A 14,980-nucleotide genomic window follows, 5' to 3' on the forward strand; every position below is an offset into this window, starting at 1 on the left:
AGAGTAGACCGCGACCCAGCGGGAGGAAATCTGATGGCAACGCTCGCGCAACCTGCCGGCCCGTTCGCGCTCGGCACGGTCTCCGCTCCGGACGGGGAGCCTTTCCCCGCTCTCTTGGCCAAGGACCGGGTACTCGACCTGAGCAAAGCCCTGGACTGGGCACCGTCCGGCGTGCGTGCCGTGGTGGAACGGTGGGAGGAGACCCTCCCCGTCCTGCGCGCCCTGGCGGACGACGACACCCTCGACTGGCGGCCGCTGGAGGGCCTGCGGGTGCACGCCCCACTGGAGCCCCGCCAGATCTTCCAGTCCGGCGCCAACTACCGCCAGCACGTGATCGACCTCGAGGTCGCCCATCGCTCCCCCGACGACCCGCGCACCGTGGAGGAGGCACGCGCGGAGATCGCCGCGGTCATGGACCGCCGGGCGGCCGAGGACCTGCCGTACGTGTTCATCGGCCTGCCCAGCACCATCGCCGGCCCGTACGACGACGTCGTCCTGCCTTCCTGGGCCGAAAAGCCGGACTGGGAGCTGGAGTTGGCGGCTGTCATCGCCAAGCCCGCCTACCAGGTCTCCGTCGAGGAGGCCGCCGAGTACGTCGCCGGATACACCATCGCCAACGACCTCACCGACCGCGCCACCGTCTTCCGCCGCGACATGAAGGCCATCGGCACCGACTGGCTGCGCAGCAAGAACGCCCCCGGCTTCACCCCGCTCGGGCCCTGGATCGTCCCCGCCGAGTCGATCGCCGACCCGGGTGACCTGCGGGTCACTCTGAAGCTGAACGGCGAGACCATGCAGGACGAGTCCACCAAGGACATGCTCTTCGGCGTGGCGCGGCTGGTGTCGTACATCTCCCAGACCGCCCAGCTCCTGCCCGGCGACCTCGTGCTGACCGGCAGCCCGGCCGGCAACGGCATCCACTGGGGACGGCTGCTGCGCGACAGCGACGTCATGGAGGGATCCATCACCGGACTGGGCGTGCAGCGCACCCCATGTGTGGCGGAGAAGTCGTGAGCCCGGACCGCCACGACCCCGAGGGCGCGATCGCCGAGGCCGCCAAGGCGTACTCCAACTGGGGGCGCTGGGGCGAGGACGACGTGCTCGGCACGCTGAACTTCCTCGACGAGGCCAAGCGGCGCGAAGGCGCGGCGCTCGTGCGCCGCGGCGTCAGCTTCTCGCTGTCGCAGCGGTTCGACATGAACGGCCCGCAGAAGGGCTGGCGCCGGCGGACCAACCCGGTGCACACCATGCTCGACACCGGCACCGACGCGGCTCTTGGCAACCAGGGCTTCCCGCACGGCATCGGCGGCGCGGACGACGTGATCGCGATGCCGTTGCAGTGCTCCACCCAGTGGGACGGCCTCGGGCACATTTTCGACCACGGCAAGGCCTGGAACGGACGCGACGCGGAGAAGGTCGTCACCTCCGACGGCGACCTGGTCACCGGCATCGAGCACATGGCCCCGTACGTGGCCGGGCGCGGGGTGCTGCTGGACGTCGCCCGGGTCATCGGTGACGACGACGGTGAACCGGAACTGCCGGACGGTTTCGCAATCTCCGCGGAGCACCTGACCGCGACCGCGGAGGACCACGGCGTGAGCGTCGGCCGCGGCGATATCGTCCTCGTCCGCACCGGACACCTCGCCCGCACCCGGCGGGACGGCTGGGGCGACTACGCGGGCGGCCCCGCGCCCGGCCTGTCGTTCACCACCGCCGACTGGCTGCACGGCAGCGAGATCGCCGCGATCGCCACCGACACCTGGGGCTTCGAGGTACGGCCCAACGAGTTCGAGAACGCCTTCCAGCCGCTGCACCAGATCGTCATCCCCAACATGGGCCTGCTGATCGGCGAGATGTGGGACCTCGACACCCTCGCCTCGGACTGCGCGGCGGACGGCGTGTACGAGTTCTGGCTGACCGCCGCGCCCCTGCCCATCACCGGAGCCGTCGGCTCCCCGGTCAACCCCATCGCCGTCAAATAGCACGCACAGCTGCCGGATGCGCCCTTCCCCGGACAGCAGCGGCGCATCCGGCCCCCACCGCTCCACCCGCTCTGCCGGGTGACCCGTCACACCCCCTGGCCCGCACTCGCGGCGGGCGAGCCGCACCCCCGCCGCCCGAAGTCGCGCGGCCCAACCCCGGGAGGTACCCCCGACATGACTGACAGCCCCACCCTCCCCCAGCCTCCGGCCAGGGGTACCCCCATCGTCCTGGTCGTCGGCGGAGGCACCTCCGGAAACGCCCTGACCGTCCTGCTGCGCCGGGCCGGGATCGCCGTCGACCTCGTCGAGGTGAGCCCCGACTGGAAGGCCTCCGCCGGCGCCGGCATCACCCTCCAGGGCAACGCCCTGCGCGTGCTGCGCGAGGTCGGAGTCCTCGAAGGCATCGAGAAAGACGGATACGCCGCCGAAGGCGTCGCCGTCCTCGCACCCGACGGCACCGTGCTGCACGCCCACGAGGAACTCCGCACCGGCGGCGACGACCTGCCCGCCCACGTAGGCATGCAGCGGCCCAGGCTCCAGCAGCTCCTCATCGACCAGGTGCGCGCCTCGGGCGCCGACGTCCGCCTCGGCACCACGGCCACCGCCTTCCAGCAGGACGGCGAGGGCGTGGACGTGACCTTCTCGGACGGCACGAGCCGCCGCTACGACCTGGTGGTCGGCACCGACGGACTACACTCCACCACCCGCTCCATGATCGGCATCACCGACAAACCCGAACCCACCGGGATGGGCATCTGGCGCGCCCCCGCCCCCCGCCCGGCCGGTGTCCGCCGCACCGAGATGATCTACGGCGGCCGCTGTTTCATCGCCGGGTACTGCCCGACCAGCGAGGACACGGTCTACGCCTACCTCGTCGAACCGGCCCGCGACCGGGCCTCGCTGAACCCGGACGCGTACGCCGACGAGATCCGGGCGCTCAGCGAGGGCTACGGCGGCGCGTGGGAGGAGCTCCGCACCGCGTTCACCGACCCGAAGGCCGTCAACTACGTCTGGTTCGCCCGGCACTTGGTGGAGGGCCCGTGGCACCGCGGCCGGGTCGTGCTCGCCGGAGACGCCGCCCACGCCTGCCCGCCCACCTTCGCCCAGGGCGCCGCGATGTCCCTGGAGGACGTCCAGGTCCTCGCCGAACTGCTGACCCGCCGGGACGACTGGGACGACCAGCTCCTCACCGATTACCACGCCCGACGACTGCCCCGTGTACGCATGGTCGTCGACGCCTCCGTCCAGCTCGGCCAGTGGCTGCTCGACGGGGTGCGCGACGCGGACGTGCCCGGACTGATGCGCCGCACCCTGGGTGCGCTGAAGGAACTTCCGTGACCATGACCGATCCCGTGACGTCCGCGCCGACGATCGACGTCCACGCCCACCTCCTGCTTCCGGAGGCCGAGGAGGCCGTTGCCGGTCATCCCGGTCTCGCCGAGGCCCATAACCTCGACGCCCGCCGCAACGGCTCGGCGGCCCTGGCCGTGAACGGTCCCATGGTCGGTGAGCGCGTGCCGCGGCTGACGGACGCCGCCGTCCGCCTGGCGGCGATGGACACGGCCGGCGTGGACGTGCAGCTGGTGAGCCCCTCGCCGTCGCACTACCACTACTGGGCCGAGCCCCGACTGGCCGAGCGCGTCTGCCGATTGGCCAACGAGGGCACCGCCGCGCACTGCGCGAAGGCCCCCGACCGGCTGCACGGCCTCGGCCTGATCCCCCTCCAGCACCCCCGCCTCGCGCCGGAGCTGCTCGACCACGCACTGGAGCAGGGACTGAGGGGCGTAGAGATCTCCTCGCACGCGCCGGGGCCGGGCGGGACGCGGGAGGTGGAGCTCTCCGACCCTCGGCTCGCACCCTTCTGGGCGCGCGCGGAGGAGACCGGTGCCGTGGTCTTCCTGCACCCGTTCGGCTGCACGCTCGACGAGCGCCTGGACCAGTGGTACCTGTCCAACACCGTCGGCCAGCCCACCGAGAACGCGGTCGCCCTCTCCCACCTGATCTTCTCCGGCCTCCTGGACCGCCATCCGGGCCTGAAGCTGATCGCGGCGCACGGCGGCGGCTACCTGCCCACCCACATCGGCCGCTCCGACCACGCCTGGCGAGTCCGCCCCGACGCCCGGAGCTGCGCACGAAAGCCGAGCGGCTATCTGAAGCAGCTGTACTTCGACTCCCTCGTCCACGACCCCCACATACTGCGGCAGCTGCTGCGAGCCGCCGGCCCGGAACGGGTCCTGCTCGGTTCCGACTTCCCCTTCGACATGGGCACGGACGACCCGCTCGGCGCGCTGCGCGCCGCGGACCTGCCCGACCACGACTTCCACTCCGTCCGCGGCGGAAACGCCGCCGCCCTGCTCAACCTCGTCTGAGGAGGAACCCTCATGAGCAACCGCCTGCTCACCCACCTCCGACACGTCGACCTCGCCGTGCCGGACTACGACAAGCAACTCGACTTCTACGCCGGCGTCTGGGGCCTGACCAAGGTCACCGAGGACTCCGGCATCTCCTTCCTGGCCGCCGAGGGCAGCCCCGAGCAGTACGTTGTGCGGCTGCGCAAGGCCGATGAGAAGCGCCTCGACCTGGTCTCGTACGGCGCCGGGAGCACGGCCGACGTCGACACCCTCGCCGAACAACTCCTCGCCGGGGGGGTGCAGTTGATTTCGCAGCCGGGCAAGGTCGACACCCCCGGCGGCGGCTACGGCTTCCGATTCTTCGACGTCGACGGGCGCACCATCGAGGTCTCCGCCGACGTCGAGGTCAGACAGCACCGCAAGATCGAGGAGAAGGAGTCGATCCCGGTCAAGCTGTCGCACGTCGTCCTCAACTCGCCGGACCTCGACAAGACGCGCGGGTGGTACGAGCGCCACCTCGGCTTCCGGCTGTCCGACACGCTCAGCTCCCCGCACATGGGCGAGGTCATGCACTTCATGCGGATCAGCAACCAGCACCACTCCATGGCCATCGCCAAGGGCCCGCACACCGCCCTGCACCACGTCTCCTTCGAGATGCGCGGCATCGACGAGTACATGCGCGGCTCCGGCCGCGTGATGCGGGCCGGCTTCCAGAAGGTCTGGGGCCCGGGCCGGCACATGGCGGGCGACAACACCTTCACGTACTTCCTCGACCCCCACGGCAACACCGTCGAGTACACCACCGAGCTGGAACTGCTGGACGAGGACACCTGGCACCCGCACGTCTACGACTTCTCCAAGCCCGAAGTCACCGACCAGTGGGGCACCGCCAACCCCATGAACGAACTGGTCGCCAAAGAATCCTTCAACGACCCCGACCACGGCTGCTTCGTCGCCCCGCCGGTCTGACCGGCCTGCCTTCCGACCGGCAAGGCCCCCAGACACCCGGGGTCGCGGCGCTCCCCTGTCATGCCCTGACTGCCCGCCGCGCCCCCGGGCCTTCGCGCCCGTCTTCCCTCCGACAGGACCCCTCCCATGCGTTTCGCCACGTACGAGTACCGCAACCGACGCCAGGTGGCCGTCGTCGAAGAGGACGGCACGCTCTACCCCCTGCCCGGCGTCAGCTCATTGGCCGGCCTGCTCGCCGAGGGAGGGGGCCTGGCCGAACTGCTCGACGCGGGCTCCGCGATGCTCGACGTCCCGGCCGGTCCCCACGTCTCCGGCGTACGACTGCTGCCACCGCTCCAGCCGCCCACCGTGCGGGACTTCGTCACCTTCGAGGAACACGTCGAAGGCGTACGACGGTCCGTGGACGGAGCCGCCGGAGTGCCCGAGCGGTGGTACGCGGCCCCGACGTTCTACTTCGCCAACCCCTATGCGGTGTACGGCCCGCACGACGACATCCCCGTGCCCCCGGGGTCGAGCGTGCTCGACTTCGAGCTCGAAGTCGCCGCCGTGATCGGGAAGGAGGGCCGCGATCTCACCCCCGAGGAGGCCCGCGACCACATCGTCGGCTACACCGTCTTCAACGACTGGTCCGCCCGCGACTTGCAGTCCGCCGAGATGAGGGTCGGCCTCGGCCCCTGCAAGGGCAAGGACACCGCGACCACGCTGGGCCCGTACCTGGTCACCGCCGACGAGCTGGAGAAGTACCGCGACGAGGACGGTTTCCTGCGCCTGGCACTGACCGCCGAGATCAACGGCGAGGTGGTCGGCAAGGACCTGCTGTCCAACATGAGCTGGACTTTCGAGGAGATGGTCGCCTACGCCTCGCGCGGGACGTGGGTGCGTCCCGGCGATGTCCTCGGCTCCGGTACCTGCGGCAACGGCGGCTGCCTGGCGGAGCTGTGGGGCGTACGAAGCAAGCAGGACCCGGCGCCGCTGAAGCCGGGCGACACGGTCACGCTCACCGTCGAGGGCATCGGCAGCGTCTCCAACACCGTGGTGGCAGGGCCTGATCCCGTGCCGGTCCCGGTCGCCCGGCGGCGCCCCAGGGAGCGGCCGTGAGCGAACTGCGTCTTCGTCCAGCGGATCGTGGCCCTCACTCCGGCCCAGGCCGCCGACAAGCAGATAGAGCACCTTTCAATTTCCGCGTCTTCGACACGAGGGACCGTACGCGCATGAGCACCACCGTCCGTACGCAACTGGGGTGGACCCGCGACCAGGTGGCCGCCCGCGCCGCAGCCGAATTCACCGACGGCTCCTACGTCAATCTCGGCATCGGCCTGCCCACCCTCATCCCCGGCCACCTCCCGCCGGGCGTCCAGGTGGTCCTGCACTCCGAGAACGGCATCCTGGGCACCGGCCCGTACCCATCGAGGACGATGTCGACCCCGACCTGATCAACGCGGGCAAGGAGACCGTCACCGTACTGCCGGGGGCCTCCTTCTTCGACTCCGCCCTGTCTTTCGGCATGATCCGGGGCGGCCACATCGGCACCGCCGTGCTCGGCGCCATGCAGGTCTCCGCCGCCGGCGACCTGGCAAACTGGATGACCCCCGGCAAGATGGTCAAGGGCATGGGCGGTGCGGCGGACCTCGTCCACGGCGCCCGCCGGGTCATCGTCCTGATGGAACACACCGCCAAGGACGGCAGCCCGAAGATCGTCCGGGAGTGCACCCTCCCGCTCACCGGCGAACGATGCGTCCACCGGATCATCACCGACCTCGGCGTCCTCGACGTCACGCCCGATGGCCTCGCTCTCGTGGAGTGCGGGCCGGTGAGAGCGCCGAGGACATTCGAAGCGGGCCTGGAGCTCCGCCTCGGACTGCGTCGTGTCCGGCCGCCCGCAACGGGGGTCGGCGAGCACGTCGCGGAGTTGTGCTGTGGTCGTGGTGCCTCCTGGGAGGTGCGGAATTTACGGTCCCCTGTGGTCGAGCGGCAGCTGCGTTACCTGCCCGGACGGCTCGAGACACGCCGGTACGTCGTGCAGGGCGATGACGACGGTGGTGTCGGGCAGGTTCTTGAGGATGCTGAGTACGTGTCGGGCGGTTCGGTCGTCCAGGCCCGTGGTCGGTTCGTCGACGATCAGTACGTGCGGGTGACGGGCCAGCGCCCGGCCCAGGTAGACCCGGCGGAGTTCACCGCCGGAGAGCTGCCTTCCGGCGGGACCGACGGAAGTCCGGGCGGTCAGTCCGCTGTCGTTCAGCCGCAGTTGGGCAAGGCGTTCGTCGATCTCGTCTTCGGTCAGGGCGGCGTCGGCGAGGCGCCAGTTGGATCCGAGTGTGCCGGTGAAGAGGTGGTCGTCGGCGGCGACGGCCACGACGGCCGGCCGGCCCTCGCGGACTTCGGTTGCTTGCCGCAGCGACGAGGCGAGGGCTCGGAGCAGGGTGCTCTTGCCGCTGCCGGAGCGGCCGGTGACGACGAGCATCGCGCCTCGGGCGACGGTGACACCGAGGACGCGCCGCCGGAGTCTCGGGTGGTCATGAGCGTGCTCCTGTGACAAGGGGACCGTGGGCTGCCGGGGGTTCGTCGCCCGGGAGTCCGGTGGGGAACTTTCCTGCGAAGGCCCGGTGGGCGAACACGTTGTAGGCCAGCACCAGCGGCATGTTCAGGCCGATGCCCACGAGGATGAAGACCATCGTGGAGTGCGGGCCCGCCGCGCTGTCGAGAGTGAGGCCCGGCGGTAGGAGCACCGGATAGCGGGCCACGCCCAGTGCCAGGAACACGGATACCGTCGCGATCACGAGCCCGCCGAGCGGCAGGGCGTCCGCCGCCCTGGACTGCCGCTTCCAGCGGAACGTGACGAGCGAGGTGGCCGCTCCCCCGGCGGCGAACACCAGCAGGCCGGCGAACGCGAAGGCTCGCCCCGGGCTGTCGAGGTTCAGCGGTGCCGCGGTGGTGTCGAAAGTGACGAGGACGAGGACCAGCAGCACTCCCCCGACCACCGTGGCGACCGCACCCCGTCGTGCCGCCGTCTCCCGCAGCAGCCCGGACGACTTGTGCTTGGTGTACGCGTAGCCGAGAGCGGTGTACGCGGCCGTGACAGTGAGCCCCGACAGCACGCAGAACCAGCTGAAGGCCCCGAAGGCCGACCCGGTGTAGACGTCACCCCGCAGATGTACTGCCGAGGTCAGCGTCCCCAGGGCGAAGCCCTGAGCGAACGAGGCCAGCAGCGACGCCACGCCGAAGGCGGTCGTCCAGCGAGGAGCCGGCGGCGCCTGGGACGCCATCTCGACACTCACGCCGCGCACGATGAGGGAGAACAGCACGACGGTCATCGGCAGGTAGGCGTGCGGCAGGAGCGTGCCGAAGGCCAGGGGGAAGCCCGCCCAGAGCGCGACGCCGAGCAGGATGAGCCAGGTCTCGTTGCCGTCCCAGCCCACCGCGACGGACTCCAGCATGTGCCGCCGGTGCGCGGGATCGCGTTCGAAGAGGGTGGCCACGCCGACTCCGAGGTCGTAGCCGTCCAGCACGACGTACATCAGGAGACAGCCGAGTACGGTCGCCGACCAGAGGGTGGTGGTCATCGCACCGCCACCTCCCGGGAACCGAGCGGTACGGGAAGCTCCAGCGGTACGCCGTCCTCGGCGAGCCCGGTGTCCGGCAGGTCCTCCGGTGGAGGTGCATGTCGTGGATCGTCGCGTTCCGGGCCGATGCGCATGGTGCGGATGATGTAGGCGACGTAGGCCACCAGCATGATCAGGTAGAGCACGGAGAAGCCGATCACGGAGAACAGGACTTCGCCGGGCGCCAGATGGGACACCGCGGCCGAGGTGCGGAGCTGCCCGAACACGATCCACGGTTGCCGTCCCGCTTCGGCGGTGACCCAGCCCCCGAGGATGGCCAGGATCCCCACCGGCGTCGTCCAGAGGACGAACCGGTGGAAGCGGCGCGCGGTCCACAGGCGGTTGCGCATGCGCAGGATCGTGGCGGCGAACGCCGTGCCGAACATCAGCACGGCCGCCAGGAACATGACGCGGAAGCCCCAGAAGGTCGCGGCCATGTCGGGGCGGTCGGCGGCCGGGGTGAGCTTCAGGCCGGGCATGGCGGTCTTGCAGGTGAGGTCCTTGGCGATGTAGCTGCCGAGGCAGGGAATGTCGAGCTCGGCGATGTTCCGCGCGACTTGCTGGTCCGGAATGGAGAACAGGACGAAGCCGGTGTCACCGTTGTCCCAGTTGCCTTCGATCGCCTCCAACTTGGAAAGCTGGTAGGGCAGTTCATGCCCGGCCACACTGTCACCGAGGTAGAGCTGAACGGGCATCAGCAGCGCGGCGATCCCGAGCGCGATCGACATCGAGCGGCGGGCGAAGCCCTTCGCGCGCCCCTTGACGAGGTACCAGGCCGAGATCCCGGCTACGAAGAAGCTCGCCGAGATCAGCACGGCAGCCAGCATGTGCGGCCAGCGCCAGATGAAGGACGGGTTGAAGATGACGCGTATCCAGTCCGTGGGCTCGAACCGGCCCGTGCACGACCTTGAATCCGGCAGGCGTCTGCATCCACGAGTTCGCCGCGATGATCCACGTGGACGACAGGACGGTGCCCACCGACACCATCACGGTGGACACGAACATCGTGACCTTGCGAACGCGGCCGTCCCCGTAGAGCAGGACGCCGATGAAGCCGGCCTCGACGAAGAAGGCGGTTACGACCTCCATGCCGATGATCGGCCCGATAATCGGGCCCGTCTTGGCGCCGTACACGCCCCAGTTGAGACCCATCTGGAAGGTGATGACGGCGCCGGCGACCACGCCGATGGCGAAGCCGACAGCGAAGACGCGCCGCCAGAACCGGAACATCTGCAGGTAGACCGCCCTGCCGGTGCGCCAGTACAGGCCGTAGACGACCGACAGGAAGATCGAGAGTCCGACGGTGATCGCCGGAAAGGTCATGTGGAACATGACGGTGATGGCGAACTGCCATCGCGACAGGCCCAGGAGACTCATCGCTGCTCCCTTTCGCGCAGCGCCCCGGGTGCGGGTGCGGGCTCACGCATGTGCGGTGGTGGACATGACCGCCTCCCGCGTCCGCGCTCGCGGGGCGGCGGGTTCAGGCGTCGACGACCGGAGTGGCGGCCGACGCGGCCTTGGTGAAGCGCGGCAGGGCGGCGGCGCCGACCGCGAGCAGGGCGACGATGCCCATCTGCACGTACTCGACTCCGGCGAAGGCGTGGGCGACGTTGTGCGGTGCCAGGGCCAGGTAGAGGGTGCCGAGCGTGGCCACGCCGAGAGCGAGTCCGCTCTGCTGAAGGGTGATCAGCACGCCGCTGCCGATACCGGCCAGGTGGGTGGGGACGTCGGCGAGCACACTGCGGAACAGGCCGGCGAACAGCATCGACTGTCCGGCGCCGACCAGGGCCAGCGGTACGGCCATTGCCCACAGGCTGACGTGCGGCCAGTTGGCAAGCAGGACCGTCACCAGTGAGACCAGTCAGGCGAGTTGGACGACGGCGCCTGCCGACAGCGCCGCCCGGCCGAACCGTGTGATCACGCCGGGTGCGACCAGTGAACCGGCGAAGAACAGCAGGGCCATCGGCAGGATCGCCAGCCCGCTGTGCAGGGCGTCGGCGTGCAGCCCGTTCTGGATGGTCAGGGCGAAGACGAACATGAACGCGCCGAAGCCGATGCTGAAGGCGAACACCATCGCCAGGCCACGGGCCATCGACGGCAGGCGCAGCAGGGACGGCGGCAGCAGCGGGACCTCACCGCGCCGCTCGGTGCGCTTCTCCACGACGCAGGTGACGATGCCGAGGACGACCGCGACGGCGAGCAGCAGCCAGGTCCACCAGGGCCAGCCCAGGGAGTGGCCCTCGGCCAGCGGAACGAGCAGGGCGGTCAGGGTGGCGGCGAACAGCACGGTGCCGGGCAGGTCGATGCCGGCCGGGTGGTGCGAGCGGGTGTCCGGCACGATCCGGGCCGCCACCAGGAGCACGACCGCGCCGATCGGCACGTTGACCAGGAAGATCGGACGCCAGGAGGTGCCGGCGATGTCGGCGCTCACCAGCAGGCCGCCCACCAGCTGGCCGACGACCGCGGCGATGCCCGAGGTGGCGCCGTACAGGGCCACGGCACGGGACTTGCGTTCCCCTTCCAGCACGTGGTGAAAGGTCGCCAGCACCTGCGGGATGAGCAGGGCGGCGGTGGCGCCCTGGACGATGCGAGCCGCGATCAGCGCGTCCACGTTCGGGGCGACACCGCAGGCCAGCGAGGCCAGGACGAAGCCCACGAGCGCGCCGAGGAAGATGCGCCGGCGGCCGAAGCGGTCGCCGAGCCGGCCGCCGAGGACCAGCAGGGTCGCGTACGCGACGCCGTACCCGGCGATCACCAGCTCCAGCGGCGACGCCGAGGCGTGCAGCGAGCCGCCGATGCTGGGCAGGGCCACGTTGGTGATGAAGAAGTCCATGATCGGCAGGAAGGCGCCGGCCAGCAGGATGAACACCCCGGCCGGATGCAGCCCGCCCGCACGTGCCATGGCGCGGGGCGAGAGTGCTGTCGCCCCGGCATGCCGGGAGGAGGTGGTTGTCGTCATGGCAGCTCCCAGGACTGATATTATGAATACATAACTATGAACCGATAATGAGTATGCGCCCATAACTACTTCCTGGCAACCCCGTACTCTGGAGCCGTGATGGAGGAGCAAGCGCACCCGACGAGGTCGACGGCCGGACCGGACCACGAGCGGCGGTGGGCCGAGCTGGCCGATCTCGTGCTGATCATCAGCCGGGAGGTCCAGTTCCGCGGATACGCCGACGAGCGAGCCGTCCCCCTCTCGCCGTCCGAGGGCATGGTGATGCGCTACCTGCAGCGCGAGCCCGCTGCCCCACCCAGCCGCATCGCCGACGCGACCGGGCTGCAGCGCACCAACCTCTCCACCGTCTTGGGCGGGCTGGAGCGCAAGGGCCTTGTCGAGCGACGCGCCGACCCGGGCGACGCCCGGGGCGTCACCGTCCACACCACCGAACTCGGACGCACCAACTACGCCCTCGTTCGCCGGGAATGGGCCACGGCCGTCTCCGAGGCCGCCAACCACGACACCGAACACCTCGACGACGCTCTCACCCTGCTCACCGCCGTGGAGGCGGGACTGGCCAGGATGCGACCACGGAACCGCGCCACCCGTCCGGCAACGGGGACCTGACCGGGCGGTTACATGCCGAGTGAGGTCAGCACAGCCGACAGGCATCGACACCCACCCACACACTCCGGGCGACGCGCCGAGGCTGTGTCACTCGTCGTTACTGCCGCAACTCATCAGACGAGCACGCGCAGGCGAAACGATGAAGGGACGGGGGTGTCCCCCTCGATGCGCCCGCGGAGGGTGACCTGGTCAGCGTGGAGGACGAAGTGCCTTACTAGGATGGCATGTTGGGCAAGGCCCGTGCTGATCTCGCGCCAGTACTGCTCGACTAGGACGCGTATCGAGTCGTGATCAATCTGCGGATTCGTCCTCGTGGCGGGATGTGATCCGGTAGATCGTTTTGCATGACGCGAGTGCAACTGCTGGATGCGGAGTGGGAGTTCCTCGAGCCCTTCCTTCCGATCGGTGAGTACGGCCCGTACCCCGAGCGGCTGCGGCAGCAGTTCGAGGGCGTGATCTGGAGGTTCAGGACGGGCGGGCAGTGGCGGGAGATGCCGCAGAAATTCGCCGCCTGGTCCACCGTCCACAACCGCTTCCGGCAATGGCGGGCGGCAGGCGTCTTCGAGGCCCTGCTGGAGGGGCTGATCGCGCAGGCCGCGAAACGGGGCGAGGTGGACCTGTCCTTGGTCAGCATCGACTCCACCACCGTGCGCGCTCACCACGACGCCGCTGGCATGCGCCTTGACCAGGACGTCGTCATCGCCCTGGAGAAGGCCGCCGCCGAAGAGGAGAAGGCCAGGTCAAAGGGGCGGTCTCGAAGCACAAAGCGGGCAGGACGCTGAAAGTGACCCCGAGAGGCAGGAGCGACGACGCATCCGGCGTCGGCGCGAACTCCGGCTGAAGGCCGCCCTCCTCGGACGCTCGCGTGGTAGGCAGACCAGCAAGGTCCACCTCGCCGCCGACCGCAAGTGTCGCCCGCTGGCGTTCGTCCTGAACCCAGGCCAGGCCGCGGACAGCCCGCAGTTCATCCCCGTGCTCCAGAAGATCCGGGTCTGCGGGCCCGTCGGCCGCCCGCGCACCCGGCCGGACGCGGTCGCCGGGGACAAGGCCTACTCGTCCCGCGGCAACCGGGACCACCTGCGCAGACGCGGCATCAAGGCAGTGATCCCGGAGAAGAGGGACCAGGCCGCCAACCGAAGGAAGAAGGGTTCCAGGGGCGGCCGGCCCGTGGGCCACAACGCCGACCGGCGGGGCATCGCCACCCGCTAGGGCAAGGCCCCGGACAGCTACCTCACCGGACTACACCTGCGCGCCTCGATGATCTGGATTAAAGACCTCACCCGACCACCCATTGATCACGGCTCAACACGCGCCTAGCGCCGTCATCCGCGGCCGCCCTGCCAGCTGCCCTTGTCCTTGCCGCTGCGCTTGCCCGGAGCCTGAACCGGGCGGCCCTGCGAGTCGATGCTGCCGTCCTCCGACAGGCTCGCCGCATACGAGAGCGCATGCTGGACCAGCAGTGACAGCAGGCGCTTGGACTCCGCCGAGTGAAGCTCGCTCTGCCAGGGGCAGACCGTGTACCAGCCCTGGCCCGAATCCGTCAGGGGCGGGCAGGGCGCTGCGGGCTCCAGGAGCTCGGGCGGCGCTTCGGGAAGCCGCACCAGCAGCATGCCCATGCCCCAGGCGACGACCGCGGCGATGCCCTTGGCTGCCAGCACCGGCATGCCGAAAGTCGCCAGGACCGGCCAGTGGGGAGCAAGGTCCTCAAGTCTCTCGACGAGGTCCGGGTGGGTGTGCAGCTCCCACCCCTCGTAGACAAAGTCACCGTGCTCCTGCGGAACGCCCTGTTCCCGCAGCAGGTCGAGCAGCACCGTGTTCTGAGGCAGGTCCGGCAGCAGCGTCATGCCCGGACACGCTACGCGCCGTTCGGCGGTAGGGGCAGCGGTGGTACTCCTCTCCACCACGCCTGCCGGGCCCGCACCTGCTGGCAGTACTGGCCGTCCCGGTGCTGTCAAGGCCGCTCCCGCCCTCCCCGGCACCACCCGGATCGGGCTGCACAGGGTCGGCTGCGAAGGTCTCCCACCTTCGCTCGAATCAACAGCGCCTCACGGCGCAAACTCCGCATCCGACAGTTGCACTCGCGTCATGCAAAACGATCTACCGGATCACATCCCGCCACGAGGACGAATCCGCAGATTGATCACGACCCGATACGCGCCCTAGGCACAGTCATGGGCATCACCAGAGTGCCGCCGGTGTAGTCGAGTACGCGGCGGGCGGTCTCGACTACGAGCGGCCGCCACGGCGGCCAGTGCTGGAAGTTGTCCGTCCCGGGCAGCCCCGGCGTGATGTCCATGAGTGTCTCGCCGACCTTCTCGGCGTCGAACACCCGTGAATCCGGGATCAGCTGCTGCACGAGTGCACTGGTCGTCGTCTTGCCTGCGCCGTGGGTGCCGTTGAGCCATACGATCATGGGACCCGACGCCAGCGGTGTGCGGGCCGGTGCCGATCACGTCACAGAACGGGCACGGCAGAAGACCGGTACGGCTTCGGCGTCTCATCGGCGCCGGT

Annotated in this window: 12 protein-coding genes and 5 pseudogenes; 9 read left to right on the forward strand and 8 right to left on the reverse strand. The window is 69.9% G+C overall.

The genetic code is table 11. The annotated features are described in order from the left end of the window. The first annotated feature begins 33 nt into the window (after positions 1–33). The 7 genes and pseudogenes from ACIHCQ_RS18290 to ACIHCQ_RS18320 all read left to right on the forward strand — a co-directional run. Complete coding sequence (locus ACIHCQ_RS18290; protein ID WP_399663146.1) at positions 34–1,014, forward strand: fumarylacetoacetate hydrolase family protein; 981 nt, start codon at positions 34–36, stop codon at positions 1,012–1,014. Further along, complete coding sequence (locus tag ACIHCQ_RS18295; protein ID WP_399663148.1) at positions 1,011–1,982, forward strand: cyclase family protein; 972 nt, start codon at positions 1,011–1,013, stop codon at positions 1,980–1,982. The genes ACIHCQ_RS18290 and ACIHCQ_RS18295 overlap by 4 nt, the downstream gene beginning before the upstream one ends. A 174-nt stretch (positions 1,983–2,156) precedes the next feature. Further along, the gene (locus ACIHCQ_RS18300) at positions 2,157–3,320 is read left to right on the forward strand and encodes an FAD-dependent oxidoreductase (RefSeq protein WP_399663150.1); all 1,164 of its coding nucleotides are present in this window, start codon (positions 2,157–2,159) and stop codon (positions 3,318–3,320) included. Positions 3,321–3,322: 2 nt separating this feature from the next. Then, the gene (locus ACIHCQ_RS18305) at positions 3,323–4,351 is read left to right on the forward strand and encodes an amidohydrolase family protein (RefSeq protein WP_399663152.1); all 1,029 of its coding nucleotides are present in this window, start codon (positions 3,323–3,325) and stop codon (positions 4,349–4,351) included. Positions 4,352–4,363: 12 nt separating this feature from the next. Then, a complete protein-coding gene (locus ACIHCQ_RS18310) occupies positions 4,364–5,302 on the forward strand; it encodes a VOC family protein (protein ID WP_399663154.1) in 939 nt (312 codons plus the stop codon). Between the two features lie 126 nt (positions 5,303–5,428). Beyond that, the gene (locus ACIHCQ_RS18315; protein ID WP_399663156.1) at positions 5,429–6,400 is read left to right on the forward strand and encodes a fumarylacetoacetate hydrolase family protein; all 972 of its coding nucleotides are present in this window, start codon (positions 5,429–5,431) and stop codon (positions 6,398–6,400) included. A 113-nt stretch (positions 6,401–6,513) separates the two neighbouring features. Further along, positions 6,514–7,022: pseudogene (locus ACIHCQ_RS18320) on the forward strand (3-oxoacid CoA-transferase subunit B); the annotation flags it as partial. A gap of 228 nt (positions 7,023–7,250) precedes the next feature. On the opposite strand, the gene ACIHCQ_RS18325 reads toward ACIHCQ_RS18320, so the two are convergent. The 5 genes and pseudogenes from ACIHCQ_RS18325 to ACIHCQ_RS18345 form a co-directional block, all read right to left on the reverse strand. Continuing rightward, positions 7,251–7,838 carry an ATP-binding cassette domain-containing protein gene (locus ACIHCQ_RS18325; RefSeq protein WP_399663557.1) on the reverse strand — a complete coding sequence of 196 codons (588 nt, stop codon included), beginning with the start codon at positions 7,836–7,838 and terminating at the stop codon, positions 7,251–7,253. Continuing rightward, a complete protein-coding gene (locus ACIHCQ_RS18330; protein ID WP_399663157.1) occupies positions 7,816–8,862 on the reverse strand; it encodes a cytochrome d ubiquinol oxidase subunit II in 1,047 nt (348 codons plus the stop codon). The genes ACIHCQ_RS18325 and ACIHCQ_RS18330 overlap by 23 nt, the downstream gene beginning before the upstream one ends. Continuing rightward, a pseudogene (locus ACIHCQ_RS18335) lies at positions 8,859–10,278 on the reverse strand (cytochrome ubiquinol oxidase subunit I). Before ACIHCQ_RS18335 ends, ACIHCQ_RS18330 begins: the two are co-directional and overlap by 4 nt. A gap of 103 nt (positions 10,279–10,381) precedes the next feature. Then, the gene (locus tag ACIHCQ_RS18340; RefSeq protein ID WP_399663159.1) at positions 10,382–10,750 is read right to left on the reverse strand and encodes a hypothetical protein; all 369 of its coding nucleotides are present in this window, start codon (positions 10,748–10,750) and stop codon (positions 10,382–10,384) included. 12 nt (positions 10,751–10,762) lie between these two features. Further along, entirely contained in the window at positions 10,763–11,860 is a 1,098-nt protein-coding gene (locus ACIHCQ_RS18345; RefSeq protein ID WP_399663161.1) for an MFS transporter, read from the reverse strand. A gap of 99 nt (positions 11,861–11,959) precedes the next feature. Here ACIHCQ_RS18345 and ACIHCQ_RS18350 point away from each other — a divergent pair, with 99 nt between their 5' ends. Then, positions 11,960–12,469 carry a MarR family winged helix-turn-helix transcriptional regulator gene (locus tag ACIHCQ_RS18350; protein WP_399663559.1) on the forward strand — a complete coding sequence of 170 codons (510 nt, stop codon included), beginning with the start codon at positions 11,960–11,962 and terminating at the stop codon, positions 12,467–12,469. A 119-nt stretch (positions 12,470–12,588) separates the two neighbouring features. Here the strand turns inward: ACIHCQ_RS18350 and ACIHCQ_RS18355 are convergent. Continuing rightward, a pseudogene (locus tag ACIHCQ_RS18355) lies at positions 12,589–12,744 on the reverse strand (ATP-binding protein); the annotation flags it as partial. 69 nt (positions 12,745–12,813) lie between these two features. On the opposite strand from ACIHCQ_RS18355, the pseudogene ACIHCQ_RS18360 reads away from it, so the two are divergent. Further along, positions 12,814–13,786: pseudogene (locus ACIHCQ_RS18360) on the forward strand (transposase). Between the two features lie 5 nt (positions 13,787–13,791). On the opposite strand, the gene ACIHCQ_RS18365 reads toward ACIHCQ_RS18360, so the two are convergent. After that, positions 13,792–14,313 carry a hypothetical protein gene (locus ACIHCQ_RS18365; RefSeq protein ID WP_399663163.1) on the reverse strand — a complete coding sequence of 174 codons (522 nt, stop codon included), beginning with the start codon at positions 14,311–14,313 and terminating at the stop codon, positions 13,792–13,794. 320 nt (positions 14,314–14,633) lie between these two features. Beyond that, positions 14,634–14,882, reverse strand: a pseudogene (locus ACIHCQ_RS18370) (ATP-binding protein); the annotation flags it as partial. Between the last annotated feature and the right edge of the window lie 98 nt (positions 14,883–14,980).

This window comes from Streptomyces sp. NPDC052236, assembly GCF_044548015.1.
In the GTDB taxonomy this organism is placed as follows: Bacteria; Actinomycetota; Actinomycetes; order Streptomycetales; family Streptomycetaceae; genus Streptomyces.

What these genes read in the sequence shown, in the direction of transcription:
- ACIHCQ_RS18345 (WP_399663161.1), bottom strand. Translation starts at nt 11,860, where the DNA reads ATGACGACAACCACCTCCTCCCGGCATGCCGGGGCGACAGCACTCTCG.
- ACIHCQ_RS18365 (WP_399663163.1), bottom strand. Translation starts at nt 14,313, where the DNA reads ATGACGCTGCTGCCGGACCTGCCTCAGAACACGGTGCTGCTCGACCTG.
- ACIHCQ_RS18315 (WP_399663156.1), top strand. Translation starts at nt 5,429, where the DNA reads ATGCGTTTCGCCACGTACGAGTACCGCAACCGACGCCAGGTGGCCGTC.
- ACIHCQ_RS18350 (WP_399663559.1), top strand. Translation starts at nt 11,960, where the DNA reads ATGGAGGAGCAAGCGCACCCGACGAGGTCGACGGCCGGACCGGACCAC.
- ACIHCQ_RS18305 (WP_399663152.1), top strand. Translation starts at nt 3,323, where the DNA reads ATGACCGATCCCGTGACGTCCGCGCCGACGATCGACGTCCACGCCCAC.
- ACIHCQ_RS18300 (WP_399663150.1), top strand. Translation starts at nt 2,157, where the DNA reads ATGACTGACAGCCCCACCCTCCCCCAGCCTCCGGCCAGGGGTACCCCC.
- ACIHCQ_RS18330 (WP_399663157.1), bottom strand. Translation starts at nt 8,862, where the DNA reads ATGACCACCACCCTCTGGTCGGCGACCGTACTCGGCTGTCTCCTGATG.
- ACIHCQ_RS18310 (WP_399663154.1), top strand. Translation starts at nt 4,364, where the DNA reads ATGAGCAACCGCCTGCTCACCCACCTCCGACACGTCGACCTCGCCGTG.
- ACIHCQ_RS18290 (WP_399663146.1), top strand. Translation starts at nt 34, where the DNA reads ATGGCAACGCTCGCGCAACCTGCCGGCCCGTTCGCGCTCGGCACGGTC.